Source organism: Verrucomicrobiia bacterium (genome assembly GCA_026414565.1).
GTDB lineage: Bacteria > Verrucomicrobiota > Verrucomicrobiia > Limisphaerales > Fontisphaeraceae > Fontisphaera.
The window spans coordinates 1-23,668 of sequence record JAOAIT010000028.1 but is presented as its reverse complement, the minus strand read 5'-3'; the positions used below and the strand labels follow the sequence as shown (position 1 = coordinate 23,668).

General features: G+C 61.7%; 30 protein-coding genes. 16 read left to right on the top strand and 14 right to left on the bottom strand.

Annotated elements, in window-relative coordinates; all coding sequences use genetic code 11:
• Positions 1–48: 48 nt before the first annotated feature.
• Entirely contained in the window at positions 49–570 is a 522-nt protein-coding gene (locus N3J91_07065) for an NUDIX domain-containing protein (GenBank protein ID MCX8156189.1), read from the top strand.
• Positions 571–579: 9 nt separating this feature from the next.
• Here the strand turns inward: N3J91_07065 and N3J91_07060 are convergent, their stop codons facing one another.
• From N3J91_07060 to N3J91_07020, 9 genes are all read right to left on the bottom strand, one after another.
• Positions 580–1,836 (bottom strand): beta-lactamase family protein, encoded by a 1,257-nt coding sequence (locus N3J91_07060; protein ID MCX8156188.1) that lies wholly within the window; start codon positions 1,834–1,836, stop codon positions 580–582.
• 142 nt (positions 1,837–1,978) lie between these two features.
• Positions 1,979–3,433, bottom strand: coding sequence for a sigma-54 dependent transcriptional regulator (locus N3J91_07055; protein MCX8156187.1), 1,455 nt, complete (start codon positions 3,431–3,433; stop codon positions 1,979–1,981).
• A 12-nt stretch (positions 3,434–3,445) separates the two neighbouring features.
• Positions 3,446–3,859, bottom strand: a complete 414-nt coding sequence (locus N3J91_07050) for a hypothetical protein (GenBank protein MCX8156186.1) — start codon at positions 3,857–3,859, stop codon at positions 3,446–3,448.
• Positions 3,859–5,358, bottom strand: coding sequence for a tetratricopeptide repeat protein (locus tag N3J91_07045; protein ID MCX8156185.1), 1,500 nt, complete (start codon positions 5,356–5,358; stop codon positions 3,859–3,861). The genes N3J91_07050 and N3J91_07045 overlap by 1 nt, the downstream gene beginning before the upstream one ends.
• On the bottom strand, positions 5,355–5,855 hold the full coding sequence (locus N3J91_07040) for a hypothetical protein (protein ID MCX8156184.1): 501 nt from the start codon (positions 5,853–5,855) through the stop codon (positions 5,355–5,357). The genes N3J91_07045 and N3J91_07040 overlap by 4 nt, the downstream gene beginning before the upstream one ends.
• A gap of 462 nt (positions 5,856–6,317) precedes the next feature.
• Positions 6,318–6,668, bottom strand: a complete 351-nt coding sequence (locus N3J91_07035) for a hypothetical protein (GenBank protein ID MCX8156183.1) — start codon at positions 6,666–6,668, stop codon at positions 6,318–6,320.
• Between the two features lie 2 nt (positions 6,669–6,670).
• The gene (locus N3J91_07030) at positions 6,671–7,153 is read right to left on the bottom strand and encodes a hypothetical protein (protein ID MCX8156182.1); all 483 of its coding nucleotides are present in this window, start codon (positions 7,151–7,153) and stop codon (positions 6,671–6,673) included.
• A 2-nt stretch (positions 7,154–7,155) separates the two neighbouring features.
• Positions 7,156–7,575 (bottom strand): hypothetical protein, encoded by a 420-nt coding sequence (locus N3J91_07025; protein ID MCX8156181.1) that lies wholly within the window; start codon positions 7,573–7,575, stop codon positions 7,156–7,158.
• A 23-nt stretch (positions 7,576–7,598) separates the two neighbouring features.
• On the bottom strand, positions 7,599–8,102 hold the full coding sequence (locus tag N3J91_07020; protein ID MCX8156180.1) for a host-nuclease inhibitor Gam family protein: 504 nt from the start codon (positions 8,100–8,102) through the stop codon (positions 7,599–7,601).
• Here N3J91_07020 and N3J91_07015 point away from each other — a divergent pair.
• Positions 8,101–8,268, top strand: coding sequence for a hypothetical protein (locus N3J91_07015; GenBank protein MCX8156179.1), 168 nt, complete (start codon positions 8,101–8,103; stop codon positions 8,266–8,268). The genes N3J91_07020 and N3J91_07015 overlap by 2 nt on opposite strands.
• Before the next feature lie 66 nt (positions 8,269–8,334).
• Here N3J91_07015 and N3J91_07010 read toward each other — a convergent pair whose 3' ends face one another.
• From N3J91_07010 to N3J91_06990, 5 genes are read right to left on the bottom strand one after another with little or no spacing between them, the layout of a single operon-like run.
• Positions 8,335–8,508: a hypothetical protein gene (locus tag N3J91_07010; GenBank protein MCX8156178.1), complete on the bottom strand. Its 174-nt coding sequence runs from the start codon at positions 8,506–8,508 to the stop codon at positions 8,335–8,337.
• A gap of 6 nt (positions 8,509–8,514) precedes the next feature.
• A complete protein-coding gene (locus tag N3J91_07005; protein ID MCX8156177.1) occupies positions 8,515–9,573 on the bottom strand; it encodes an ATP-binding protein in 1,059 nt (352 codons plus the stop codon).
• A 1-nt stretch (position 9,574) separates the two neighbouring features.
• Positions 9,575–11,452 carry a hypothetical protein gene (locus tag N3J91_07000; protein MCX8156176.1) on the bottom strand — a complete coding sequence of 626 codons (1,878 nt, stop codon included), beginning with the start codon at positions 11,450–11,452 and terminating at the stop codon, positions 9,575–9,577.
• Entirely contained in the window at positions 11,449–12,159 is a 711-nt protein-coding gene (locus N3J91_06995) for a hypothetical protein (protein MCX8156175.1), read from the bottom strand. Before N3J91_06995 ends, N3J91_07000 begins: the two co-directional genes overlap by 4 nt.
• Positions 12,156–12,578 (bottom strand): hypothetical protein, encoded by a 423-nt coding sequence (locus tag N3J91_06990; GenBank protein MCX8156174.1) that lies wholly within the window; start codon positions 12,576–12,578, stop codon positions 12,156–12,158. The genes N3J91_06995 and N3J91_06990 overlap by 4 nt, the downstream gene beginning before the upstream one ends.
• A 714-nt stretch (positions 12,579–13,292) precedes the next feature.
• On the opposite strand from N3J91_06990, the gene N3J91_06985 reads away from it, so the two are divergent.
• From N3J91_06985 to N3J91_06920, 14 genes are all read left to right on the top strand, one after another.
• Positions 13,293–13,502, top strand: a complete 210-nt coding sequence (locus N3J91_06985) for a hypothetical protein (GenBank protein ID MCX8156173.1) — start codon at positions 13,293–13,295, stop codon at positions 13,500–13,502.
• 421 nt (positions 13,503–13,923) lie between these two features.
• A complete protein-coding gene (locus N3J91_06980) occupies positions 13,924–14,370 on the top strand; it encodes a hypothetical protein (protein ID MCX8156172.1) in 447 nt (148 codons plus the stop codon).
• Between the two features lie 78 nt (positions 14,371–14,448).
• Positions 14,449–14,961 (top strand): hypothetical protein, encoded by a 513-nt coding sequence (locus N3J91_06975; GenBank protein ID MCX8156171.1) that lies wholly within the window; start codon positions 14,449–14,451, stop codon positions 14,959–14,961.
• Positions 14,962–15,067: 106 nt separating this feature from the next.
• Positions 15,068–15,373, top strand: coding sequence for a hypothetical protein (locus N3J91_06970; GenBank protein MCX8156170.1), 306 nt, complete (start codon positions 15,068–15,070; stop codon positions 15,371–15,373).
• 197 nt (positions 15,374–15,570) lie between these two features.
• Entirely contained in the window at positions 15,571–15,732 is a 162-nt protein-coding gene (locus tag N3J91_06965) for a hypothetical protein (GenBank protein ID MCX8156169.1), read from the top strand.
• Between the two features lies 1 nt (position 15,733).
• Entirely contained in the window at positions 15,734–15,931 is a 198-nt protein-coding gene (locus N3J91_06960; protein MCX8156168.1) for a hypothetical protein, read from the top strand.
• An 11-nt stretch (positions 15,932–15,942) separates the two neighbouring features.
• On the top strand, positions 15,943–16,293 hold the full coding sequence (locus N3J91_06955; protein ID MCX8156167.1) for a hypothetical protein: 351 nt from the start codon (positions 15,943–15,945) through the stop codon (positions 16,291–16,293).
• A gap of 11 nt (positions 16,294–16,304) precedes the next feature.
• Entirely contained in the window at positions 16,305–16,538 is a 234-nt protein-coding gene (locus tag N3J91_06950; protein ID MCX8156166.1) for a hypothetical protein, read from the top strand.
• On the top strand, positions 16,535–17,107 hold the full coding sequence (locus tag N3J91_06945; GenBank protein ID MCX8156165.1) for a DUF3486 family protein: 573 nt from the start codon (positions 16,535–16,537) through the stop codon (positions 17,105–17,107). Before N3J91_06950 ends, N3J91_06945 begins: the two co-directional genes overlap by 4 nt.
• Positions 17,108–17,118: 11 nt before the next feature.
• On the top strand, positions 17,119–18,480 hold the full coding sequence (locus N3J91_06940; protein ID MCX8156164.1) for a terminase family protein: 1,362 nt from the start codon (positions 17,119–17,121) through the stop codon (positions 18,478–18,480).
• A 137-nt stretch (positions 18,481–18,617) separates the two neighbouring features.
• On the top strand, positions 18,618–20,846 hold the full coding sequence (locus N3J91_06935) for a phage portal protein (protein ID MCX8156163.1): 2,229 nt from the start codon (positions 18,618–18,620) through the stop codon (positions 20,844–20,846).
• The gene (locus N3J91_06930; GenBank protein ID MCX8156162.1) at positions 20,843–21,559 is read left to right on the top strand and encodes a hypothetical protein; all 717 of its coding nucleotides are present in this window, start codon (positions 20,843–20,845) and stop codon (positions 21,557–21,559) included. Before N3J91_06935 ends, N3J91_06930 begins: the two co-directional genes overlap by 4 nt.
• Before the next feature lie 42 nt (positions 21,560–21,601).
• A complete protein-coding gene (locus N3J91_06925; GenBank protein ID MCX8156161.1) occupies positions 21,602–22,882 on the top strand; it encodes a phage major capsid protein in 1,281 nt (426 codons plus the stop codon).
• A 103-nt stretch (positions 22,883–22,985) separates the two neighbouring features.
• Entirely contained in the window at positions 22,986–23,600 is a 615-nt protein-coding gene (locus N3J91_06920; GenBank protein ID MCX8156160.1) for a hypothetical protein, read from the top strand.
• The last annotated feature ends 68 nt before the right edge of the window (positions 23,601–23,668 follow it).

The following is a 23,668-nucleotide window of genomic DNA, read 5'->3' as shown; positions in this document are numbered from 1 at the left end:
CGAAAAAACCATTTGCGCCCGCTGCCCCTCCTTTGCATCTTCCCTCTCATGCCAAATGAATTGCTCGACGTGGTGGATCCCAACGATGAAGTGGTGGGCCAGGCCCTCCGCAACGAAGTGCATTTCCAATGCCTCCGGCACCGGGCCGTGCATGTGCTGGTCTTCAACCGCCGCGGCGAAATCTTCCTCCAAAAACGCAGCAGCCGCAAGGACCAACACCCCAACCTGTGGGACTCCTCCGCCTCCGGCCACGTGGACGCCGGCGAAAAATACGATCACGCCGCCGAGCGGGAGTTGCTGGAGGAAATCGGCCTGGCCGTGACCACGCCCCCCGTGCGCCTGTTCAAGCTGCCCGCCTCCAATGCAACCGAACAGGAGTTTGTCTGGGTGTATCGCTGCGAAGCCGAGGGCCCCTTCCGCCTCAACCCCGAGGAAATCAGCGAAGGCCGATGGCTCGCGCCGGAAGAAGTGGATTGGTGGCTGCAGCACCAGCCCGGAAAATTTGCGCCGGTCTTCCCCTTGATCTGGCGCGAATGGCGCCGCCGCCAATCCCCGCCCCCATCCGCCTGACGCCGCGGCTCACGGCCGCGAATTGGCCGGCAGCGGCGGCAGCGCGCCCGGCACATTGGCAAAGTCAAAGCCCACCACCGCCTCGGCCGCCAGCGTGGCCACCACCGACCGCAGTTTCACCACATTGCCCCCGCTGGGATGATTGCGGTTGGTGTACAACAGCACGAAGGTCTTGGAAAAGGGATCAATCCACAGGCTCGTCCCCGTCCAGCCGGTGTGCCCGTAAGAACCCAGCGGCAGCACCTTCCCGCGCGGCCCGGCATAGGGCGAGTCAATATCCCAGCCCAGGCCCCGCCGCGCACTGCCCCCGGGCGGCGATTGCACGGAAACCATGAGTTTCACCGTCTCGGCCTTCAACACCCGCCGCCCCTCCAGCTCGCCTTCGTTGAGCATCATGCGGCAAAAACGGGCCGTATCCGCCACGGTGGTGAACAGGCCGGCATGCCCGGCCACCCCCCCCATCCGCCGGGCCGTGGGATCGTGCACCACCCCGCGCAATACCGTGCCACCCACCCGTTCGGTGGGCGCAATGTTCGCCCGCCAATCGTCCGGCGGCAGAAATCGCGTCTGCCGCATGCCCAGCGGCTCATAAAACTTTTCCCGCGCAAAATCCGCCAGCGACTGCCCGGATACCCGGCGCACGATCTCCCCCAACAGAATGAAATTCACGTCCGAGTAGCGGAAGGTCGTCCCCGGCGCGGGATTGGGCCGCTCGCTGACCGCCTGCGCAATGGCCCCCGCGTAGCCATTGAAATCGCGCCGCGTCAGGCCCGACGGCAACCCCGAATAATGCGTCAGCAACAGCCGCACCGTGATGGCCTCACGGTCCTCCCCCACAAATTCGGGCAGATGCTTGGATACCGGGTCATCCAGCCCAATCTTCCCCTGCTCCACCAACCACAAAATGGCCGGCGCGGTGGCCAGCACCTTGGTGAGCGACGCGGCATCAAAAATCGTGTTGGTGGTCATCGGCTCCGGCGCGGGGGTGACGGCCCGCTGACCATAGGCTTTCACGTAGGCCGTCCCGTGGCGCTCAATCCACACCACCGCCCCCGGAGCATCCCCGTTGGTGATGGCCGCCGTTATGGCCTGATCCAGCTCGGCCAGTTTCTCGGGCCGGAAAACCTGGGTCAGCGCCGCCGCGCTCCAGGCCGCCGGGGCCAACACCAGCCAACCCAGCCCCAGAACCAGCATCAACCACTGCCGCCGCGACCAAACCCAACTCGGAGCGCCCCCGGCGCGCCGCCGTTCAAGATGAGCCATCATGCCATTCCTTTAGATGCTTGAGCGCCGCTGAAAGTTACGCCCTCCTGCCCCGGCCCCGCCCTGCCCGCCCGGCACGTCCAAAAACCCTGCCGCGCCCCCCCCGCACGCATGGGCTTCCTCCGCTCAGCAATCCGGCACTCGCTCACGCCTCCTCTCCTTCCTCTTCCCCGCCCGTGCCCCCGGCGTTGTATTCGTGCAATTTGTTGCGCAGGGTGCGTACGCTGATGCCCAACAACCGGGCGGCATGCGTGCGGTTGCCGCCGCACTTCTCCAGCGCCGCCAGGATGTGCCGCTTCTCCAATTCCGCCAGCGGGATGACCTCCGCCCCTGCCGGTGGGGCGGCCGGCGCCATCCCGGCGGCCGGCGCCATCCCGGCCGGGGTGGCGGGGGCGGCCTCGGCCGCCGGCGTGGCCGCCGCCAGGCTCACCGTGCGCATCAAGCCCAGATGCTCCGGCTCGATCACCCCGCTTTCGCCCCCCAGAATGACGGCGCGCTCGATCACATTCTGCAACTCCCGCACGTTGCCCGGCCAGTCATGCTCCACCAGCGCCGCCTCGCTGGCGGGCGAGAGGCCGGTGATCTTCACCCCATGCTTGCGCATGAACCGCTGCATGAAATGCCGCGCCAGCAACAGAATGTCCTCTTTCCGCTGCCGCAACGGCGGCACCAGCACCGGCACCACATTCAACCGGAAAAACAAATCCTGCCGGAATTCCTTGCGCGCCACGCTCTGCTCCAGATGCCGGTTGGTGGTGGCAATCACCCGCACATCCACCTTCACCGTGCGGTTGCCGCCCACCCGCTCAAACTCCCGCTCCTGCAGCACCCGCAGCAGCTTGGCCTGCACCGCAGGCGAGATTTCGCTGATCTCGTCCAGCAGAATCGTCCCCCCATGCGCCAGTTCAAACCGGCCTTCCCGCTTGGCCAGCGCCCCCGTAAACGCCCCTTTCTCGTGGCCGAAAAATTCGCTCTCAATCAGGTTTTCCGGGATGGCCGCACAGTTCACCTTGATAAACGGCGCCCCATTCCGCGGGCTTTGTTGATGCAGCGCCCGCGCCACCAGCTCCTTGCCCGTCCCGCTTTCCCCCTGGATCAGCACGGTGGCCTCCGTGCGCGCCACCCGCCGGATGAGCTGCCGCAAATCCTCCATCGCCTTGCTCTGCCCCAGCAGTTGAAAGGCGTCCTCGTCCTCCGCCTGCCGCCCATAAAACTGGTTGACCCGCAACAGTTGGGTGAACTCGGCCGCCTTGCGGATCACCACCTCCAACTGCTCGGCGCTGAACGGTTTGATCAAATAATCAAACGCCCCCGCCTTCATGCACTCCACCGCCGACTCCACCGTCGCAAAACCCGAGATCATCACCACCAGCGGCCGCACCGGCCGGCTGTTCAGCCGCTTGAGCAAATCCGTGGCATCCCCGTCCGGCAGCCGGATGTCCGCGATCAGCAGGTCAAAATTGTCCCGCGCCAGATAATCCTCCGCCGCCGCAATGGTTTCCACGGCCGCCACGTCATACCGCCGGGAACGAAGCTGTTGCTCGAGGTTTTTGCGGACAATCAGGTCGTCTTCGAGAACAATGATTTTCTCGATCGGCATGGCGGAATTATATCAGGCGGCGGTATGCCGGCGATATAATTCTGTGACGTACCCCTGCCCCGAGGCAGGGCGGGGGGCCGGCCAATGTGCGGGAGGCACCAGCCCCAACCGCAGCCGGGCCTGCTGATTCTCCCGGTCCAGGGCCAGCAGCCGCAGCACCATGGCCTGATTCTCCTCCAGCAGGGCGCGCCAGCCGGCCGGCATCTGCCGCTGCGCCGCCGGCAGCCGCTCCCACGCCTCGCGCCGCGCACGAAGCTCCCGGGTCAGCTCCTGCAATCGCGGCAGGACCTGCCGGCGCAGTGCGTCCACCTCCGCCAGCACGGTCAGTTCACCGCTTTGCAACCCGGCGGCTTCCCGTTCAAAGGCGGCCAGCAGCTCCTGGCACACCTGCCGATGCTCCTGCAAAGGTTGTAATGCGCTTTCCATCACGACTTCGGCCCGGGCGCCGCCGGCTCCGGCGGCGGCTGGCTCGCGTTGCCCTTGGGCAGCGCGCGGGTGGGCAGCAGGTTTTCCGCCTGCGCCCGCCATTGCAAAAACTGGATGCGCCATTGCGCCATCTCAATCAAGGCCTTGAGGCCGGGGGAGGGCGCGTCACTCAGCTTGCTGGAAAGCGCCAGCACCTGCTGATAATAATCCCGCGCGCGCTCCGGCTGTTTCAAATGCTCATAGACCAGCCCAATCTGATACAGCACCGGGCCCTGCCACCGCGGCGAAGCATCCAGATTCAATAAACTCAGGTAGATTTCCAGCGCGTTGAGATAATCCCCCTCCTGATACAACTGGTTGGCCAGTTCATTGCCCGTGCGCTGCTGCCAGTAGGCCCAGTTCTGCGGGTTTCTCGCCGCGTCCCGCCGCTGCTTCTCCAACAGGGCCAGCACCTGCTGCAGCGCCTCCCGATTCCGCCCCAGTTGCTTGAGCGCGCTGGCCAGCAAAAACCGCACCTCCGCCTCGTCCGCGCTCCCCGCATACTTTTGCAGGTACTCCTGCGCCTGCGGCACCAGGGTCTCATGCTGATGCAGATGCGCCAGGGACTTCAAATACCGGTAATGCATCCGCTCCTTGTTCAGCTCCGGCGAATCCAGCCGCAGCAACCGCGCATAAAACTCCGCCGCCTCGGCATACTGGCCCCGCCCATAATACGTCTCCGCAATCTCCGTCTGCGCCAGCAACACCAGCCGCTGGTAATATTCAAACTGATCCAGCCGCAGGGACAGCGCGCTGGACAACACCGCGTAAAACTTGCTCAACGCCAGCGCCCCCACCCCCATCTCCCGGTACAGGATGCCCTGCCGCAACAAAATCTCCGGCACCGCCGGGTCATCATGGTAACGCTTCACGTACTGCGAGAAAATCTGCTGTGCCCGCCCAAGCTGCCCCTCCTGTTGCGCCACCAGCGCCAGCTCAAACAGCGCCGGCCGCTTGATCTCCTCCGGGGCGTCCGATTCCAGAATGCCAATCAGCAATGCCGCCGCCTGCCGGTGATCCCGCATCTTTCGCAGCTCCCGCGCCGCCTCCAACTGCTCCTGAAACTGCCTCACCCGGAACACCTGATTGGACGCCTGCAGTCTCAGCGTCAGCAGGTTGCTGCTCGTTATCTGGCCCGGCGCCGGTGGATTGGTCAAGGTCCCCGCGCCCCACCCTGTAACCCCGGCTTTAACCAGCCGCTGCACATAATCATTAATGAGACCGGCCGCCGGACTGTTGGTGGGCGCCTCCACCACATTCTGGGACGCCTGCGGGGCCGCCGCCGGCGCATTGGTAAGCCTCACCGGCGGCCCGTTGGATGCAACGCCCGCCGGCGCCGCCCCCTCCAGCCGCGCCCCCGCCAGCGCCGTGGCCAGCACCCCTCCCAACGCCAGCCCACCCCAACCCCCGCCGGGAAGGCCGCGGCACCACACGCCACAGAATATTTTTAGAACTTTCATGGAGCTGGCCGCCGCGGTTCAGGCGTCTCGTAGCGTGCCGAGCTGGGCGGAATCCGGCCGGGCTGCGGCGGTTGAAACAACGGCACGGTCACCATGACCCCGGCACTATTCGTGCCCCCCACGGGCGCGGGCATCTTGAAATACTGCACCAGCATCTGCGGCGTAATCTCCGGCTCGGCCGAAACCTGCGCCGACGATGGCGCTGGCGGCGCCGCCACATTGGTGACGTTCAAAGAAGGCCCAGGGAACACTTCCACCGGCCCAGGCGCCACATTGGTGGAAACTGCCGGCGCTGGCTCCACCACCGCTGCCGGTGCAGGGGGGGGCGTGGGCGGCGCAGCGTCCCCGGAGCTGGGCGCTTCCGCCACGGAAGCCGCCGGGGCCTCCACTGCCGGCGCAACCGGCGCCCGGGCAGCCCGCACCGGCCGCTCATAGCGCAGCGGACCCGGCCCCAGCAGCGGCAAATACGCCGCCCCCGCCGGCCATGCGGCCGCCATGCCTAAAACCACTATGACCCAGCCTCGCAACACAAAAAATCCCTGCTCGCAAACTCCATGCGGCGACCCTCACCCCGCCCGGGGCAGGCCGCCCAATATCTCAGCTATCCTATCGGCAGGAAAAAAAGAATCTTTAGACCAAAATCGCCCCCCAACCCAAGTCCCGGAAGACCCTCACTTCATAACGGCACCGTAACCACCGCCCCCGTCCCCTCCCTTTTTGCACTTTGCACTTTGCATTTCCCCTTCCGCATTTTCCCTTCTGGAAAATGACGGGAGGGATGGACAAGGCGGGAAAATGATGGAAGAGCCTGGAAATGAGGGAGTTATGAGGATTTTTTTAGCGAGGGCGGGAAATTAGCAAAATAGGCTGCGATAACGATAAAGTGACAAATTTTTGAGCAACATTTTCTGCTAATTTCGGTGGGATGATTTTGATCCAGGAGGCTAGATCACAGGAGGCTAGATCAGGCGGTGGGCGCGGCGGCGAATGGCGCGGGCGCGATCGGCCATGCGGCGGGCCTGGTGCTCGAGCCAAGTGGCGGATTCCTCGATCTCTTGGAGTGAGGCCTTAGTGGTTAGGCGGTAGCCGAGCTGGCCGGAGATGATTTGTCCGTCGGAGTTTTCGGCCAGGAGGCGGAGCCAGCGTTTGTTGTGCTCGGTAGGTGGGAGGCCGAGCTCTCGGCAGAGGGCGCCGGCGCTGAGCCAATCTGGGGCGGAGGCGAGGATTTGGAGGACTCGATCCATGCCGCCGCGTTGGGCCAGGATGCGCCGGCCACGGCGGGTGAATTGGAGATCGAGTTGTTCGAGCATGGCTAAAAAGGTTCGTCAACTGATTCGCGACGGCGTGAAATGGCGCGAGTCAGATCCACCAGCAGCAGGCTTAGTTCGGCGTCGCGGAGATCTTCAGGTGGACGATTCCCATACTTATCGCGCAGGATGGCCCAAAGGTAGCGATTGGCGCGGGCTGATTTTGTTTTTTCGGATTCATTTCCATCCTGTTGCAAAAGGACTGCAAGCTCGCCTAAAAGCTGGTTTAACTTCCACATTTTTCTTTTCCGCTGCTGGGCTGCTGGTAGGAGTTGGGCCTGGAGGTCATCGGGCTGGCTCCACGAGCGAAATTCGGCGATGACGAGATCGAGCTCGTGGTTATCGAGTTCGAGCATGCTTGAATCGTGTCCCAGTGCGCGGCGATGGAGTTCGTGGCGGTCCGGTACCTGGATGCCGGCGCGCTTGCATTCGGCGACGACGGCGGCCCATTCCCGCCAATACCAGGCTTTTTGTTTCGGTGTTGGCATGATTAGGTTTCGGCCGTGATTTTTTGAACAAGTCGGTCGAGCGACTCAGCGAATCCGGGCCGGGTATCACGAAAGGCGTCAATTCGATAGACTGCATTCATGATCGCTCCGTGGTGACGACCAAAAATGCGTGCGGCTTCGCTGAACGTGGCGTTTGCAACGCGGACAGCGATCCACATGATGATCATTCTAGCTAAAGCGTGGTGTTCATCGCGTTTTCGCGAGAGGATTTCTTCGCGGGAGTAGCCTGAGATTTCGGTGATTGCGATGATTGCTTTTTCAATGAGATCATCGCGGAACTTTCCTGTGGTTTGGGCGGCGAAAAGACCGACTCGCAGGCCGATGATCTCATCTGGCGTCCAAGCCAGGCAGCGCCTGGGAGCCGTCGGCGGTTGAGGAATTTGTATGAGCGCATTTTTCATGTGGGGCTTGGGTTTTGGTTGAATCAGGTTGATTCTTCGATTCTTGGTTCGATGAAAAAGATCTCGTCCTGCTCGATGCGAACACCAATCTTTTTAAGCTGATCCTGGCCGATGGATTCACGTGCGGAAATGAGGGCTTCGCGATCAACCTCCTTTTTTGTCCTGATGAATTTGTGGAAATTTTGATCGCGCTCCATCATTTCGAGCACTTTGGCCCAGGTGAAAGGCCGGATGCACCTGGCTGCGGGTGGGCAGATCCTGAATCCGAAGCGCCCATGAGCACATTCGATGCTTTTGATGGCGCCGAATTCGGCGGGGTTGGATTCAGCCCATGATTCAAGGGCAGCAGACATGGATTCGATTTTCTCCTGCAACGATTCGATTCGTGGCCGGAATTCATCATCAATGGCCTTGATGCGGGATTCACGATCAAGTTGGTGGTGGCGGAGGTTGATGGTGGCGGCGCGGATTTGGCCGAGCAGCTCGACGGCTTCGTCGCGGGTTGTGGGTTGTGTGGTTTTTTTCATGGGATCAGGATTAGTCGTGGTGGTGGGGAAGGTGGTGTTGAACTTTGGGGATGAAAGTTGGGATGAACATGGGATGCCCACCATCGCGGGCGAGAATGGAGACTTCGCCGCGGATGATCATGCGGCGGACTTTGGGGTCATCCTCGGTGAACTTTTTGAGGATTGATGTGATGAAGTTCAATTCCTCTGCGGAGAGGTTTTCCAAGTGAAGTCTGAGCGAGTGTTTCATTTTTTAATTGGGGTTGGAAATGAGTTTGACGAAGCAATCATGGCACATGCCATGAGAGATGCGTTTTGGCCAGAGCCAGGCGCGGCGGATGCGGCGATATGGGCGGCACCAGGCGCACCTGGTCTCGGTGAAGGCATACCATTGCAAGATGCGGAAGAGTTGGATGATGGTGTTCATGGTGGATTAAATGGTTTCGAGTGAGCGGAGGCCGGCGTGGGCGGCGGAGACGTGGTCCCAGTTCATTTTCTCCTTGCGTTTGGCCGCGATCTTGGCGGCCATGCGGAGGATGCAGAGCCACATGCCGAGGGCCTCGGTGCGAATGATGTCGGCCTGAAGCTTCGCATGCTGCCCGGTGGCCGGGGGCAGGCCGTAGGCTGCGGCGAAGGCATTAAGATCTTCGGCGGACGGTGAATTGGGGAGCATGAGCTTGCAAAGCCTCCGCCGCTTGGTTTGTGCAAGGATGCGCGAGAAACGTCCTGATTCCATCTCCTCATCAAAAACGGATGTCCCGCACAAAACGACACCGCATTTTGTTCGATCATGGATTTCGCGGATGAATTCTATTGTGCGTAGAGCAGAGTCCGCCCTCCCGTAACAACATTGATGAATTTCATCAACGATTAGGAGCATTCGGTCGTCGAATGATCTGAGGAGGCGCTCCATGAGGTCGTGCTTTACCAAGTTCGGTGAAATCCGCATGGCGCGGGCCATTTCATCGAGAAAAAGGCGGAGCGTCCCGCTGGTGGGACAGCGGACGTAGATGGTGCTGCCGTGGTTGTGATCTTCACGATACCTTTCAAGTGCGGCCGTCTTTCCGGTTTGCGAATCGCCGATGATGACGGCGATGCGCTGAAACTCGAGTGCGGCATCGCAGACGCGCCAGATCTTCCTGGCTAGAGCAGTCTCGATGAAGCCGAGGCGCCGGCCCTTGTTGCGCTCTTCGTGCAAGGCCTTGAAGGCCTTGATCTCGTCGCAGACACGGGAAAGGTTGCCATCGTATTTTCCGTGGAAAACGCGATGGAGGGTTGAGGCATCGTAGCGGACCAGTTTGGCTAGGTCATCAATGGAGAGATCATTCTCTGCCGCATGGGCGTGAAGCCAGCGGATGAGTGATCGCTGTTCATCCGGGAGATCTGAAGTCGAACGGTTCACGATGTCTCCAGGCACGCGAAAGCGCCTGGTGTGCATCATGGTGAGTGGTGTTGACTCCGGAGGTTGGTTGGTTGGGGCTTGGTCGTTCATCTTAGGAATGTTGGTTGGTTGGTTGGTCGAGGATGGTTTCTAAGAAATTTTCTGGCGGCTCGGCCGCGGGCGGCAGTTCATCGGCGGCGGCGGCGGCGGTGCGCTCGGGCTGGGTATCGAGGATGTCGTCGGCGGCGGCGGCGGCGAGGGCAGGATCGGGGGGCGGCGGCGCGGGGCGTCCGGCGCGGGCCAGGACGGCGGCATTGTGGGCGTGCATGTGGGCGCGGGCGCGGGTGAGGGCGGCGCCGCGGGCGGCGACGGGGGCGAGGAGTTCGGCCTCGATGGCCGCGGCGCGGCCGCAGGCGCGGTGGATGGCCTCGATGTCGGCACGATCCACGGGATCGAGTCGCGGAAGGGCCGCGATGAAACGGCCATGCTGATCGAAGGTGAAAAGCGCTGAGGGATGGAATGGGTTGAGCACGGTGATGACTTGCGAGCCTGGTTGGAGCTCGGTGGCGAGGAAACGGAGGCGGGCGTGTGCGACGCTTCGGTCCTGGAATTCGATGATGTGATTGGCGCCGACGGTTCGCTCCACGCCGAGATCAGGCCCCAGGATCATGGCTGTGGCATGGGGTGGCAGCGGGGTGAGATGTGGGCGTCCGGCGTCGAAGACCTCGCGTGGTGAGAGCCGGCGGAGGAGGCCGGTGGATGGGTCAATGGTGTGGCGATCTTCCCATCCTTCAAGTTGATGATCGGTGCGGGAATTGATCGCATCGTAGATCTGGCCTGCGAGTTCCTGGAAGCGGCGGAATTCGAGGACAGGGAATTTAAGTTCACGGGCCAGATCCTCGGGGAGGGCGGCGGCGGCTGAGAGGAGCTTTTGGTTGTACTGAAGCAGGCCGTGCAGGCCCTCGGGCCGGGCATCGCGGGTGGGGCCGGTTTGGCCAGGGATGAAACCCATTTCATTGTGGATTAAGTTGGTTAAACTCTCCAAGTGGGCTTTGGCGCGGGGATTGCCCCGGCCAGCTGGTGAGAACTGGCCGGGGAAGGCTGGCGTGCGCTGGATGCCGCCGCGATGGACTGTGATCTTGCCGTTGGACAGTGAATGGAGCAAGCGCTCCACGTCTTCACGGATCGCGGCGGTTCCGTGTTCGACGATGAGGGTGGTGCCGGTGATTGGGTTGTAACCAAATTCGGCCAGGACATAGGCCAGGAGGAAGCGCATGGCAGACTCCGTGAGGCCGGTTTCGGTGCCGTCCGGGCGTTCGGCGCGGAGCTGCATGCCCCAGGCGAATTTGCATCCCGAGGCCAGATCGAGGGCGTGAAACTCAAGGGGACGCCCGCATTGGCGGGTGTCCAGGATGTTGCAGAAATGGTCATGCCACAGGTCGTCGAATACAAAAAACTGACCGACCTGGAGGTGGCGGCGGGTGGTGAAGACGAGTGGGCGGTACGCGGCGGCAGCGCTGCGGCCGATGCGTGCGGCAGTGAGCTCGAAGCGGTTCGGGGAGAACCGCATGAAGTTTCGGTACGACCAGCCGCGGGGGAGTTGGTTGCGCGGCTGGTCGTTTGGGATGCCGGGGATGGGTTCCCCGGCGAAGAATTTTTTAAGGAGGAGCCGGTAGGCGGGTTTGCTTTTTCGCTGGTTGAGCTGGCAAAGGGATTTCCAGAATTCAATTAATTCTGGAGCGAGGGCCGGTTCCCGATCGGCGCGGGCCGGGGCGAGGGCGGCGGGTCCGAGGCGGCGGAGGAGGTCGTGTTTCCGCCGGACGGTGGCGGTGGAAACCCCGAAACGTGATGCAATTTCGCGGTAGGCGGATTGATACGGAGGCTGAATCGTTTCGAGGGTGGAAATCCAGGCAAGCAATTCCATGCGCTCACGGGTGGTGAGGGCGGGTAGGATGGCGGCCAGGGCGCGGGATGAGGTGAGGTTTTTCATTTTTCAATCAAGTGTCTGCGGCGGGCCTGCAGGGCGGTTTCAAGCACAGCGCATTGAGCTTGAATGAGGGCTTGGTTGAGGTGGGAGAACATGGCGGCGGCGTCGTAGGATTCCAGGAGCCGCTGGATCTCACCCCAGTCGCGGATGGCGATGGCGGTGAAATCGGTGGCTGGTGCCAGTGCTGGAGTCGGCGCGGGCGCTCCGGCATCGTTTTTGCGCGCGCCGCCGGGGCCGCCTGGGGCGCGCTTGGCGAGGCCGATCTCACTGAGGAAGTCGAGCTGGGTTTTCCCGTCGGTGATTTTCTCCAGGGATTTGAATACAAGATCGGTCTCGTCTTGGTTCCACGTTGACGGGCTTGAGTTGATGAGTTCTCTGAGCCGTTCTTCGGCCCCGAGGCGGCGGAGCCGCGGCTTGATGGCCTGGGCCAGCTTCATCCAGCGCCAGGCGGTGGTGGCGCTGATGCCTGCATCGAAGCAGGCATCTTCCCAATCAAGCTCGGCTGAGATTGATGATGATGAAGGCCGGCCGGGTTTGCGGACGGCGAAATTTTTGCGAAGTTCAATCAGGATGAAGCCGGCCATGGCCTGGCAGGCGAGGCTGGCATGCATGAATCTGGCAGCGAGCAGCGCGTAGCGACTGACCTGACCCCAAGGATCGGAGCAGTTGGATACTTCAGGGAGCTGGACTTCGGCTGGTTGGATGTTCATGAGATGCGACGCTTTTCCAAAAATTGAACGGCGGCGGAAAACGGGATGATGGCGGCGCCTGAGGCGCCGCGATGGGGGGCGCGGGAGAGGGCGATCGCGCCCGCCCGGACGAGATTGTAAAAGTGCCCGTGGGTGATGCCCAGGGCAGTGTAGAATCTGGGAGCCGGAATGCCATTTTCCACGATGGAGCCGCCAAACAGGGACTTGGCCAGGTCGCGCGGCTGTGGGTTGAATTCTCGGCCTTCGGCGCAGGCCAGAATGCTGCAGGTCGGAATGCGGACTTCGCGCCGACCAATTTCCGGCGCAGCAACGTTTAATGCCCATGAGATTTCACCGGACTCGATCATTTCCATGATCCGGTGAGTGGGCTTTTTGAGCAGGGCCGCGGCGGCGGCGATGTTGGTGGTCAATGGGCACATGGTGAAATGGCCCCCTCCACCGGCTTTAGCGCTGGAGAGGAGAATGGGTTTGAGCCGTGAGCATGGCGGCGCAGGAGGGTGGAGCCGGCGCCATGGCTGGCTGAAGTGCGGGCGGCTGCCTGGCGGCAGCCGTGAAGGATGAAACAGGACCACAAAATGGTTAGAAACATCGGGATCATGATCTTAGCTGGATTCTCCCGGACTCGATTTCGGGCAATTGATTTAAGATGGCCAGGCGGATCACGCATGACCGTGGGATGCCCAGACGCTTTGCGGCCTGGAGAATTCGAGACAAAAGCTCATCGTCCAACCGGATTGGAATTGGCCTTGTTTTTGGTCTCTGTGCTTTTTCCTGCATCCGGCAATAACGTATATCATCAATATACGATGTCAAGCACTTTTTTTCATTGTTAGATAATTTTTTTCTGATATACGTTTTAGTGTGGAAGGTAAGCCAATACCTGTCCGGCTCGATCCCATCACGATTTCGAGGTTGGACGCCGCAGCACAAAAGATGGGCACGACAAGAGCTGGGATTATTAAGCTCTGTGTCCAATCTTTTTTGCATGCTTTCGAGCGCGATGGCTTTGTGATGCTGCCGCTGGACTGGAGGGCCATTTTGAAGCAGACGGATGGGCGGGTGACACGATGGGAGGAATTGCCGGCGGCGGCGGAGGATGGGCCGAGGTATCAAACTTCGAATGGAAAAGAAAAATGAAAACGCAAAACGAGAAAAAGAGTTTCAACTGGGCGATGGGGGCGTCCGTGGTGTTTGCCTTGTCTTCGGTGCCATTTATGGTCAGCGCCATTTTGGCCGATAATAATCGGCTGTTTGAGGGGATGGCGTGGTGCTTGGGGTTGGCTGGGGTGTGGGGGATTTGGGGTGAGCTGTGGGCCTGGCGGCGGGGATCAAGGCTCCTCTGATTATATAGTATAGTGAGGGCCGGGGATGGTGAAGGCGGGTCCGAGGCGGCGCCGGGTGGGGCGGAAATTATTTCATCGTGAAATAGTTTTTCTCTAAGGCTTTGGAGATTAGGCACTTACAAAAAAATCATTTCACGATGAAATAATTTTATCTGTTATAAGGGCTTGATTGCTGTTGGGGGTTTGGAGCGGGGCCTTGTCGGCGGGCAAAAATGGGTGGTGAGGGGTGTGGTGATATATCATTTATGAGAAAACCAGCCTGCTTTTTTCTCATAATTTGGAAAAAATCCATTCAAGAATCGTGCCAAAATCAAAAGTGAGAAGAGGCGAAAATGTTGGAATGTCTTGCAAGAAAGATATTTGCGAAAAATAAATATTTTTCTGTGCGTACCGGCACGCATTATGCTTAAAAAATGGGCGTATGGAACTTAATAAAAAACAGATCGCAAGATTGGCTGCTGCTGGATTCCTTTTTAAGGGGTGGGAGTACTCTTCTATCTCGTGCAGCAGATACTACCATTTTGAGTTCAACGGGCGACACGTCGTCGCCCGTGTTAGCGATCATGACCGTGGCCTTGGAGCCAAATTAAATCACGAAGATCCTATTGTTGACGTCCGAATTCGCCCCAAACAGGCCGGAACAGAAAAGGTTGTCCGGGCCCTTTTAAACTGGGCCAAGGATGAGGTCTCTGGCGCCGCCGCCGCGGCGGAGCGGCGGGCCAGGATCGAGGGGCTTAAAATGACCCTTAAAACATTGCGTGAGGCTTTCCAAAAAAGAGTGCAGCAGGGGAATTTGGAAAAGGCAAAGCGGATCGAGGAGCACATCATGTCCATCGAAAAGCAAATCGAAAATTTAACTAAAATGTAGGGCTGCGGCCCCCCACCTCCAAGCTGGGGCAGCCTGGGCGCGCCGGATGAACCGGTGCGGCGGACGGGGGGACAAAAGATGAGCACTTACGCTAGCTTAGTCGGACTCACGCCTCCAACAAAAAATGAGATTGATAAATTTTATAAGTTGGCCCTGGATGGTATTGATGGTTATGGACTAAAAATAAAATATGAGGCGAACCAGGATTTAATACAATTGCTCATATTAAAATCCATCGAATTCATTCTTGAAGCCGGAGCGCATGGCCTGGCGATCGTGCATCGCGATGCCTATCCATGTTATGCGAAATCTAATTTCGATGAATTCATAATCTATATGGCAAAATTGGGATTTCATGCAAGGAAATCCAAGCTAAAGTGGCACATCGAGTGGTTTCATCATTATTTGGGATATATCATTTATGATCCGATTCACATGCTGGTTCCTATCCGCTTAATTTATTCGAATTCTCATCAATCTGATGCTGCGAAGAAAAAATGGGCCAAGGTGGCGCCTGATATGCGTCGTGAAATGATGCGGGCCTTGGCGCGCCGGCGGTGGGAGAAGGCGCGGGAGAAGGCGAAGGTGTGAGCGCGGGGCCATTGGCCGGGAAGGGAAAAGAGCCGGAGGGATCCGGCTCTCTTTTTTTTGTTTCCATGACATTTCCAGGATGCGGAGGTGGTGCGAGAATTCGGGCATGAATGAGATGCTTCTTTTTGCGAGTGCGGCAGGTGCGGAGGGGGCGCAGGGGCCGAGCCTGACAATGATTCTGATCCCGGTGGTGGTGCCGGTGGTGATTGCCATCATCAAGTTTTTCCTGCCAAAATTGCCAAAGGCCTGGCTGCCGATCCTGGCGCCGATCTTGGGCGCGCTGGCGGAGCTGGTGGCGTCGGGGAGTTTTGACGCGGGCACGATCTGGGGTGCTGTGGCCGGGAGCGCGGGGGTGGGGCTGCGCGAGATCGTGGATCAGTTGAAGAAGGCGGCGCCGGTTAGGGCGGAGTGAGGAAGGTTGTGATGTGGGCTGGCTGGCGGCCATTGCACGCGGGATTGCTCAGGCGCTTCTTTTTTGGGCGGAGCGGCTGGCGCGGCGGGACACGGGAATGGTGGAGGGTCGCGGTCCGGCGGGTGAGCGGGAGCGGGTGCTGCGTGTGTTGCGCGCTCGTCTGCGCCCTGGGGCTCGGGTGCGCGAGCCGGGTGGTGATGGTGCATCCGAGTGAGCAGGTGATGAAATTGGCGGAGCCGGTGCGGGCGCGGGTATTCGTGTTTGATGGCGGGCAGTGGATTAAATCACCAAACAAGGTGGTAATACCGGCGGGGTACACGATTTTGTATGTGGGGCCGGAGGAGTTGAAGGAAAAATGAAATGAGCTGGTGGGGTGAAAAGCGTGGTGGTGCGGAGGATCGGGTGGAGCGGCGGCTGGCGCGGGCGCGGGCGCGGATGGAGAGGGAGCGGCTGAAGCAGCGCCGGCGGGGTGCGGAGCGGGAGCGATTGGAGTGGGAGATGGATGGGTCATGGCTGGTCCTGGGTGAGGGCAGCCGGATGCGCCGACGGATGGGATGAGTTGAATGGGAATGAATGAAATCACGAGTGTGAACATCGCAGGCTGGCTGGCCTGCGCGGCATTTTTGATCTGGATGGTGAACGGGGTACTGGGGCTGGTGGATCGGTTCAAACCAAGGCCGAGCACGGAGGAGGTGCGGCTCGAGGCGGCCAAAAACTTCGTAACTCAAGAGCAATTTGAGCATCGCGAGCAGATGGCGAGTGATTCCAGGAAGACGATGTACGCGAAGATTGATTCGATTCGGATGGAATTGAGTCAGGAGATCCGCGCGGTGAATGCGCGGGTGGATGAGCTCAGTGCCGAGGTGCGGGCGGTGCCGGCGACGGTGGTCAGACTCATTAGTGAAGCGAGGAAAATGTGATGAAAGCGGAGATGAAACTTTTTTTGTTGCGGGCCCTGCGTGAGGCGCAGGGGCAGCCGCTGACGGAGGCGGCCCTGGTGGCGGCGGTGCAGGCGGTGTACCCGGAGAGCCTGGTGAGCACGGTGCGGGAGGTGCTGCGGGGGATGGAGCGGGAGGGTTATTTGGTGGCGGTGGCGGATGATCTGACGGGGATGATCCATTATGGGCTGACCCGGAAAGGGGAGATGAGGGCGGCGCTGTTGTGAGCTTGAACATCAAAAAGCGGCGCGGGGATGCGGTGCTGGACAAGCTGGCGCCGGAGGTGCAGGTGGAGCTGGCGCGTTTTGGCGAGGGGCACACGCTGGATGAAACTTTGGTGTGGCTGCGGGAGCGGGGGGTGAAGATTTCGCGCACGGCGCTGGCGAACTGGCTGGAGGGCCGGCGGGCGCGGGAGCTGCAGGAGCGGATCCTGCGGAGCATTGCGAGCGGCGCGGAGATGATGCGCCAGTGCGAAAAAGAGTACGGGAAAAACCCGGCACCGAGCGTGGAGGCGCTGATCAAGCTATTCAGGGTGCTGGTGATGCAGTTGGCCAGCGCGGGCGCGGCGGATCCCGAATTTTTGCGGGTGGCGGGGCCGATGATGGGGCAGGTGCTGGAGGCGGAGCGGCTGGCGGTGAAGCGGCAGGAGCTGATTTTGGAGGAGCGGCGGGTGGCGGTGCTGGAGCGGCGGGCGGCGCAGGCGGATGCGGCGCAGGGGGTGGTGCAGGATGCAGGGCTCAGCGCGGAGGAAAAGATGCAGCGGATGCGCGAGATTTTCGGGCTGAGCGTGAAGTGAGCGAAAAAAAAATGAGCAGCAGCGGAAAAGTGCGATCGAAGAAAGGCGCGGGTGGCGCGGTGGCCAGTCCGCTGGAGCTGCTGCTGCCGTACCAGCGCGCCTGGGTGGAGGATGGGGCGCGATTCAAGATTGGCTGCTGGGCGCGTCAGACGGGAAAGAGCTTTGCGACGGCGGCGGAGGCAGTGGCGGATTGCCTGGCGCGAAAGACGACCTGGGTTTGCCTGAGCGCGGGCGAGCGGCAGGCCCTGGAGTGGATGCTGAAGGCGCGGGAGTGGGCGGAGGCGTTCAAGCTGGCGGTGGCGGATTACGCGGAGATTCGGGACGCGGCGGAGGCGCTGCTGAAGGCGGCGGAGATCAAATGGGGCAATGGGAGCCGGTTGGTGGCGATCCCGGCGAATCCGGCCACGGCGCGCGGGTACAGCGCGAACTTGGTGCTGGATGAATTCGCGTTTCACGAGTCGCCGGATGCGATTTGGCGGGCGATTTTCCCGAGCATAGCCAATCCGTTGAAGGGCGAGTTCAAGATTCGAGTGGTGAGCACGCCGAATGGTCGGGGCAATAAATTCGCGGATTTGTGGGAGAATGCGGAGGCATCGGGCTGGCGGCGGCATCGCTGCAATATTTATGAAGCGGCGGCGGCGGGGCTGCCGGTGAATGTGGAGGAATTGCGGCGCGGGCTGAATGATCCGGAGGGCTGGGCGCAGGAATTTGAGTGTGAGTTTCTGGATTCGAGCGCGGTGCTCCTCAGCTATGAATTGATTGCGGGATGCGAAAGCGTGGAGGCTGCGGAGGCGCAGCCGGCGGAGTTTTGGGAGCTGGGCGCGCGCGGGCGGCGGCTGGTGATGGGGCTGGATTTCGCGCGGAAGCGAGATCTAAGTGTGGCCTGGACGCTGGAGCTGCTGGGGGAGCAATGGATCACGCGGGAGGTGCTGGTGATGCAGGGGCTGAGCACGCCGGAGCAGGTGCGGTTGCTGGAGGCGCGTTTGGCGGCGGTGGAGCTGTGCTGCGTGGATTATACCGGGCCGGGGGTGGGGCTGGGGGATTACCTGGTGCATGGGTTTGGCGAATACCGGCCCGATGGCCACAGGTGGGGGAAGGTGGAATTGTGCAATTTCAGCAATCTCTTGAAAAATGAGATTTTTGGGAAGTTGCGGATGGCTTTTGAGGAGCGGCGGGTGCGGGTGCCGGTGAGCCGGGCGGTGCGTGAGGATTTGCATTCGGTGCAGCGGGTGGGGCTGCAGGGGGGCGGGATCACGTACCGGGCGCCGCACACGGCGGATGGGCATGCGGATCGGTGCACGGCGCTGGCACTGGCGGCGCGGGCGGCGCGGGAGGTGGGGCGGGCGATCCGGTTGCACGCGGAGCTGGTGTGAGGGCGAAAAAAAGATGAATGAAGCCAGGAAAATGCGGTCGGGCGGAGCGGCTGGGTGGGTGGCCGCGCTAAAATCGTTTATAAGCGACAGGATGGAGCGGTCCGCTATCGGATGTCTCGCCGCAAAAAAAAATCAAAATGCAAACGGTTTCCGGCGTTTTGCAAAAGGGTCTGGCGGGTGGATCACAAGGTGAAATGAGCGCCAAAGAGAAAAATGGGGTTTTGGGGGTGGTGCAGCGGGCCTGGGGCCGGTTGACGGGGCGGAGCGGGGCCGGGTCGGGGGGCGGATCTGGTTCGATGGCGGAATTTTTGATGGGGTTGGAGCCCATGGTTTCGGGGGAGGTGCTGGCGCGGCCCTTTGCGGAGAGCGTGTGGGTGCAGCGGGCGATCAAACGGGTGGCGGGGCCGATTGCGTCGGTGCCGCTGGTGCTGGAGCCGGACAGTGAGGAGCTGCGGGCTTTTTGGCGGGCGCCGGCGCGGGGGATGGGGTTTGAGGAGCTGGTGGAGGCCAGCGTGGGCTGGCTGAAACTCACTGGGGAATTTTTCTGGATCATGGATGATTCCTGGCTGGTGCCGGGGGCGGTGCGCGGGCCGCTGATTGTGGCGCGGCCGGATAGGATGCGGGAGGTGACGGATGGGGAGTCGTTGATTGGCTGGGTGTTCACGGATGGGAGAGGGTGGACGCACCGGCTGGTGCCGGAGCAGGTGGTGCATGTGCGTGAGTGGAATCCGTACAGTGACTTTCGTGGGCTGAGTGAGATGGGGGCGGCGCGGCTGGCGGCGGAGACAGACTGGCTGCAGTCGAGGTTTGCGCGGCACCTGGCGGCGGCGAATGGGGACACGGGGCCGATCATCATTGCGAAGGGCGGGCTGCCCACGCAGGAGCAGCGGGAGATGATCGTGCGGGAATTTCGGGCCAAGCGATTGGCCAATCAGCGGGGAGATTTTCGGCCGATTTTCATGGCGGGGGAGATTCAGATTGAAGATTCGCGGATCAAGGCGCCGGATGCGGCTTTTGTGCAGCAGCGGCTGGGCAATCGGCACGAGATATTTTTGGCGTTTGGGGTGCCGCCGAGCATGGCGGACATCCAGGCCAGCTACTCCGTGGGCAGCGCGAGCGACAGGTATCTTCTGATCGAGGAAACCTGCAAGCCGGTGGCGGCGAAACTGGCGCGGGCAATTAGTGAAGTGAGCCGGCGGATTGTTGGGGCCGAGGTGCGGGCGGAGTTTGACTGGGATGAGCACAGCACGATGCAGATGGTGCGGCGGGAGCGGATTGAGGTGGGGATGAAATTGTGGTCGGCGGGCATGCCGATGCAATTGATCAATGAGTACCTGGAGCTGGGCCTGCCGGAGTTTGAGGGCTGGGAGGTTGGCTACCTGCCGATGGGAGTGGTGCCGGCGTCGGAGGTGGCGGCGCCGGAGACGATGCCGGAGCTGGATGAGAATCGTCCGGCGGCGGCGGGCGGCGCGGGCAGCGCGGGCGCAGCGGGGTTGATGGTGCGGGCGCTGCGGGAGCGGGCGGAGGCGCGGCGGTGCGATTGTGGGTGCACGCTTGAGGCCATGCGCGCGGCGCGCCCGCAATGGCGGGAGCAGATGGTGCGGCGCCGGGCCTGGAAGAAAAAGTTCCTGGGGAGGATTGGCCGGGAGTTGATGCGGGCGCGGGCGGAGGTGCTGGCGAAGCTGGAGCGTGAGCTGGGGCCCGAGGGCCGCGGGCCGGGCGCGGGCGCAGGCGCGGGCGCGGTGCGGGCGGTGGCGGCGGAGTTGATGTTTGATCTGAAGAATTTCAGGGAGGGTTTGGTTGTGGGACTGAAGCCGCTGTGGCAATCGTGCCTGGGGACGGCGGGGCGCGAGGGGTGGGAGGAGTTGCAGAAAGATGGTGGGGCTTTTGCGCTGCCGCCGGAGCCGGTGCTGGAGTTTTTGCGGGGCCGTGAAAACCGGATTTCAGGGGCGGCGCAGAACATTTTCGAGCAGATTAAAGCTCAATTGGAGGCGGGGCTGGAGGCTGGAGAGACATTGAGCGAGCTGAGTGATCGGGTGCGGGCGGCTTTCAATGAGGTGGGGCGCGGGCGGGCGGAGGTGATCGCGATTACGGAGACGAATGTGTGCTTTGGCCAGGGGCGCGAGCTGGGGATGAAACAGGCCGGGGTGAAGTGGAAAAAGTGGCTGACGAGTGGAGCCTCCAATGTGAGGCCGAGTCATCGTGAACTGGATGGGATGGTGGTGGGGATGGATGAGGTATTCCCGAATGGTTGCAGATTTCCGGGAGATCCGGACGGGCCGGCGGCGGAAGTGATTAACTGCCATTGCACCCATGTGGCGGCGAGCGAAGAGGGCGCGGGCGGAGAAGAAGAGGAGGAAGCATGAGAATGAAAGAGATGAAGATTGAGTTGGAGAATGAGATGGTGAGGCGGGTGCTGCATCCGGCGGTGCGGGTGCTGGATGAGCGCGAGGGACTGGTGGAATACATCGCGAGCGATGAGACGGTGGACAGTTACCGCGAGGTGATCCGGGCGGATGGATGGAGGTTTTCGCGATTCGAGAAAAATGCGCCGTTTGTGGACAGCCATCGTTACGACACGGTGGATGCACTGCTGGGGCGCGTGGTGGATTATGGGGTGCGTGGGCGGAAGCTGATCGAGATCGTGAAGTGGGCGATTGATGTGCCGGAGAATCGGCTGGCGCAGATCGGCTGGGCGATGACGCGGGCCGGATACCTGCGGGCGGTGAGTGTGGGGTTTCAGCCTGTGGAGTGGGTGAGCCGGTGGAATCCGAGCCAAGCCGGGCAGTTTGCGGCGGTGGCGGCGGAGCTGGGGCTGGAGGCGCAGGAGGTGGAGGTGATCTACCTGGCTCAGGAGCAGATTGAGTTGAGCGCGGTGGTGATTGGGGCGAATCCGAATGCGGTGGCGCGGAGCTACAAGGCGGGCGCGCTGAGTGATGAGGACATTGAATTTCTTTCGCGGAAACACAACGTGATGGGGCACAGCGCAGATGGACCTGCTCGCGCGCTGCTGGCCGAAAAAGAGCGGGCGCGGCTGATGTTTTTGCGGAGATTCGAGGCGGCCTTGAAAGGGCTGTGAAATTGCAGTGCAACAAACTTAAAAAAAGAAAGGAAGAGTGACATGATGAAAACGTTTGAAGATACGGTGATTGAGGGTGTGGAGAGCTTGCGCGGTCAGCAGGCGGAGCTGGTGCGAAATCTGGATTCGCTGGACAAGAGCGTGAAGAACTCCTTTGAGGAGTTGACCCGACTCAAAAACCAGCAGGCGGATCACGCGCAATTGTTGGCGAGTTTGAAGCGGACGCTGGCGGCGCTGGAGCGGGAGCGGTCGAGTGTGTTCAAGAGCCGGGAGGATGCGATCCTGAATCGCATCACGGGGAATGAGGAGAAGCGCGAGATCATGCTGGGGCTGTTGAAAAAGATTGCCTTCCCGCACGCGAAACTGCCGGAGCATGTGGAGCGCGCGCTGACGGGCAGTGATTCCGGGGTGGGGGCGGCGACGATCCCGACGGCGGTGGCGGAGGACATCTACCATCTTCTGGCGGAGTATGGCGTGTGGGCGGGTTTCGGTGTGATCCGGGTGCCGTCGCGGACGGTGAGCATTCCGGTGGCGACGGCGCGGCCGGCGGCGTACTGGATCGGGGCCGGCTCGGGCGCGGCGGAGGGCACGGCGATCACGGCGGGGGACTTCAGCGGGGCCAGCCTGACGCTGAGCCTGCAGACGATTGGTTCACTGCTGCATGTGAGCCGGGAGTTGATCCAGGATGCGGGGGTGGACGTGGTGAGCTTTGTGCTGCGTCAGATCGCGCAGTCGGTGGCGGGCGGGCTGGATTGGGCCTGCATCTCGGCGGCCGGTGCGACGAATCAGACGGATGGCGGGTACACCGGGATTTTTGAAGCCGCTGCGTTGAACACCAACCTGAAGGCGACGGCGGCGACGGGCCGGGTGACGGTGGCGCAGACGAAGGTGGATGACTGGGCGAAGTGCTTGAGCACGGTGAGCCCGGCGGTGCTGCGGCGTGGGGGCCAATGGTGGATGAATCCTGCGATCCTGGCGAAGGCCATGACGGTGCAGGACACCACGGGGCGGCCGATCTTCATTTCGGCGATCGAGGCGCCGAGTTTTGGCGCGATTGGCCGGATCCTGGGTTACCCGGTTGTGCTGAGCGATGCCGCGCCGACGACGGATGCGGTCAATGCGAAGGTGGCGGTGTTCGGCGATCCGCAGGGGCTGGCGGTGGGCGTTGCTCAGGACATGGAGCTGGAGCAGACCACTGCGTTGAAGTTCGCGGAGAATCAGGTGAGCATCCGGGCGACGATGCGGGCTGGGACGCGGATCAAGACGACCACGGGCTCGACCACGTTGAAGCCGTTTGCGGTGCTGACGCTGCCGGCTTCGTAATGGATTGCGGTGAAGGCCGCGGGGCCGGCCTGGTTCGACAACGGGGCTTGGGGCTGGGCCGGCCCACAAAAAAAATGAATGAAGAAAAAATTGAATTGAAGAAGTGAACGCCGGACTGAGCAACCTGAAGACATTGAAAAGCCTGCTGTTGCCGCAGAGCATGCAATCCCAGAGCACATGGGATGATGTGCTGGTGTTGATTGGGCGCGGGGTGTTGGGGGCGATGGAGGCGCATTGCGGGCGGAAATTTGCGCGGGTGGTGAATGCGGTGGAGCAGTTTGGGGCGGCGCGGGAGGTGGTGTGGCTGGCGCGGTATCCGGTGGAGGAGATCAGCGCGGTGGAGGTGCGGGCGGCGCGCGGGAGTGAGTGGGTGGCCCAGGAGGATGTGATCCTGGAGCGGAATGAGATGAATGGGATGGTGGTGTTTGCGAGGCCGCTGGGGAGTGATGGGGATCAGGCGCGGATCATCTACACGGGAGGATATTGGTTTGACGAGACGGAGAATGGGAGCGGGGTGGTGCCGGATGGGGCGGCGGTGGTGCCGCAGGATTTGGTGTGGGCGTGGGCCATGCAGTGCGAGCATGTGTGGTCGCGGCGGGACAAGCTGGGGACAGGCCTGGTGCAGCAGGCGGGGAAGGCGGAAGCTTTGGGCGAGGTGGAGCTGCTGCCGCTGGTGCGCGAGGCGCTGCGGCCGTATCGGCGGCTGGCGGCGCAGTGAGGATGAGACGATGGTGCGATTGAAGATTCAGTTGACGGAGCAGGCGCGGCAGGTGCTGGCGCGGTACA

Coding starts and splice junctions, on each gene's coding strand:
- N3J91_07065 (MCX8156189.1), top strand. CDS start 49: ATGCCAAATGAATTGCTCGACGTGGTGGATCCCAACGATGAAGTGGTG.
- N3J91_07060 (MCX8156188.1), bottom strand. CDS start 1,836: ATGATGGCTCATCTTGAACGGCGGCGCGCCGGGGGCGCTCCGAGTTGG.
- N3J91_07055 (MCX8156187.1), bottom strand. CDS start 3,433: ATGCCGATCGAGAAAATCATTGTTCTCGAAGACGACCTGATTGTCCGC.
- N3J91_07050 (MCX8156186.1), bottom strand. CDS start 3,859: ATGGAAAGCGCATTACAACCTTTGCAGGAGCATCGGCAGGTGTGCCAG.
- N3J91_07045 (MCX8156185.1), bottom strand. CDS start 5,358: ATGAAAGTTCTAAAAATATTCTGTGGCGTGTGGTGCCGCGGCCTTCCC.
- N3J91_07040 (MCX8156184.1), bottom strand. CDS start 5,855: ATGGCGGCCGCATGGCCGGCGGGGGCGGCGTATTTGCCGCTGCTGGGG.
- N3J91_07035 (MCX8156183.1), bottom strand. CDS start 6,668: ATGCTCGAACAACTCGATCTCCAATTCACCCGCCGTGGCCGGCGCATC.
- N3J91_07030 (MCX8156182.1), bottom strand. CDS start 7,153: ATGCCAACACCGAAACAAAAAGCCTGGTATTGGCGGGAATGGGCCGCC.
- N3J91_07025 (MCX8156181.1), bottom strand. CDS start 7,575: ATGAAAAATGCGCTCATACAAATTCCTCAACCGCCGACGGCTCCCAGG.
- N3J91_07015 (MCX8156179.1), top strand. CDS start 8,101: ATGGGATCAGGATTAGTCGTGGTGGTGGGGAAGGTGGTGTTGAACTTT.
- N3J91_07020 (MCX8156180.1), bottom strand. CDS start 8,102: ATGAAAAAAACCACACAACCCACAACCCGCGACGAAGCCGTCGAGCTG.
- N3J91_07010 (MCX8156178.1), bottom strand. CDS start 8,508: ATGAACACCATCATCCAACTCTTCCGCATCTTGCAATGGTATGCCTTC.
- N3J91_07005 (MCX8156177.1), bottom strand. CDS start 9,573: ATGAACGACCAAGCCCCAACCAACCAACCTCCGGAGTCAACACCACTC.
- N3J91_07000 (MCX8156176.1), bottom strand. CDS start 11,452: ATGAAAAACCTCACCTCATCCCGCGCCCTGGCCGCCATCCTACCCGCC.
- N3J91_06995 (MCX8156175.1), bottom strand. CDS start 12,159: ATGAACATCCAACCAGCCGAAGTCCAGCTCCCTGAAGTATCCAACTGC.
- N3J91_06990 (MCX8156174.1), bottom strand. CDS start 12,578: ATGTGCCCATTGACCACCAACATCGCCGCCGCCGCGGCCCTGCTCAAA.
- N3J91_06985 (MCX8156173.1), top strand. CDS start 13,293: ATGAAAACGCAAAACGAGAAAAAGAGTTTCAACTGGGCGATGGGGGCG.
- N3J91_06980 (MCX8156172.1), top strand. CDS start 13,924: ATGGAACTTAATAAAAAACAGATCGCAAGATTGGCTGCTGCTGGATTC.
- N3J91_06975 (MCX8156171.1), top strand. CDS start 14,449: ATGAGCACTTACGCTAGCTTAGTCGGACTCACGCCTCCAACAAAAAAT.
- N3J91_06970 (MCX8156170.1), top strand. CDS start 15,068: ATGAATGAGATGCTTCTTTTTGCGAGTGCGGCAGGTGCGGAGGGGGCG.
- N3J91_06965 (MCX8156169.1), top strand. CDS start 15,571: ATGGTGCATCCGAGTGAGCAGGTGATGAAATTGGCGGAGCCGGTGCGG.
- N3J91_06960 (MCX8156168.1), top strand. CDS start 15,734: ATGAGCTGGTGGGGTGAAAAGCGTGGTGGTGCGGAGGATCGGGTGGAG.
- N3J91_06955 (MCX8156167.1), top strand. CDS start 15,943: ATGAATGAAATCACGAGTGTGAACATCGCAGGCTGGCTGGCCTGCGCG.
- N3J91_06950 (MCX8156166.1), top strand. CDS start 16,305: ATGAAACTTTTTTTGTTGCGGGCCCTGCGTGAGGCGCAGGGGCAGCCG.
- N3J91_06940 (MCX8156164.1), top strand. CDS start 17,119: ATGAGCAGCAGCGGAAAAGTGCGATCGAAGAAAGGCGCGGGTGGCGCG.
- N3J91_06935 (MCX8156163.1), top strand. CDS start 18,618: ATGCAAACGGTTTCCGGCGTTTTGCAAAAGGGTCTGGCGGGTGGATCA.
- N3J91_06930 (MCX8156162.1), top strand. CDS start 20,843: ATGAGAATGAAAGAGATGAAGATTGAGTTGGAGAATGAGATGGTGAGG.
- N3J91_06925 (MCX8156161.1), top strand. CDS start 21,602: ATGATGAAAACGTTTGAAGATACGGTGATTGAGGGTGTGGAGAGCTTG.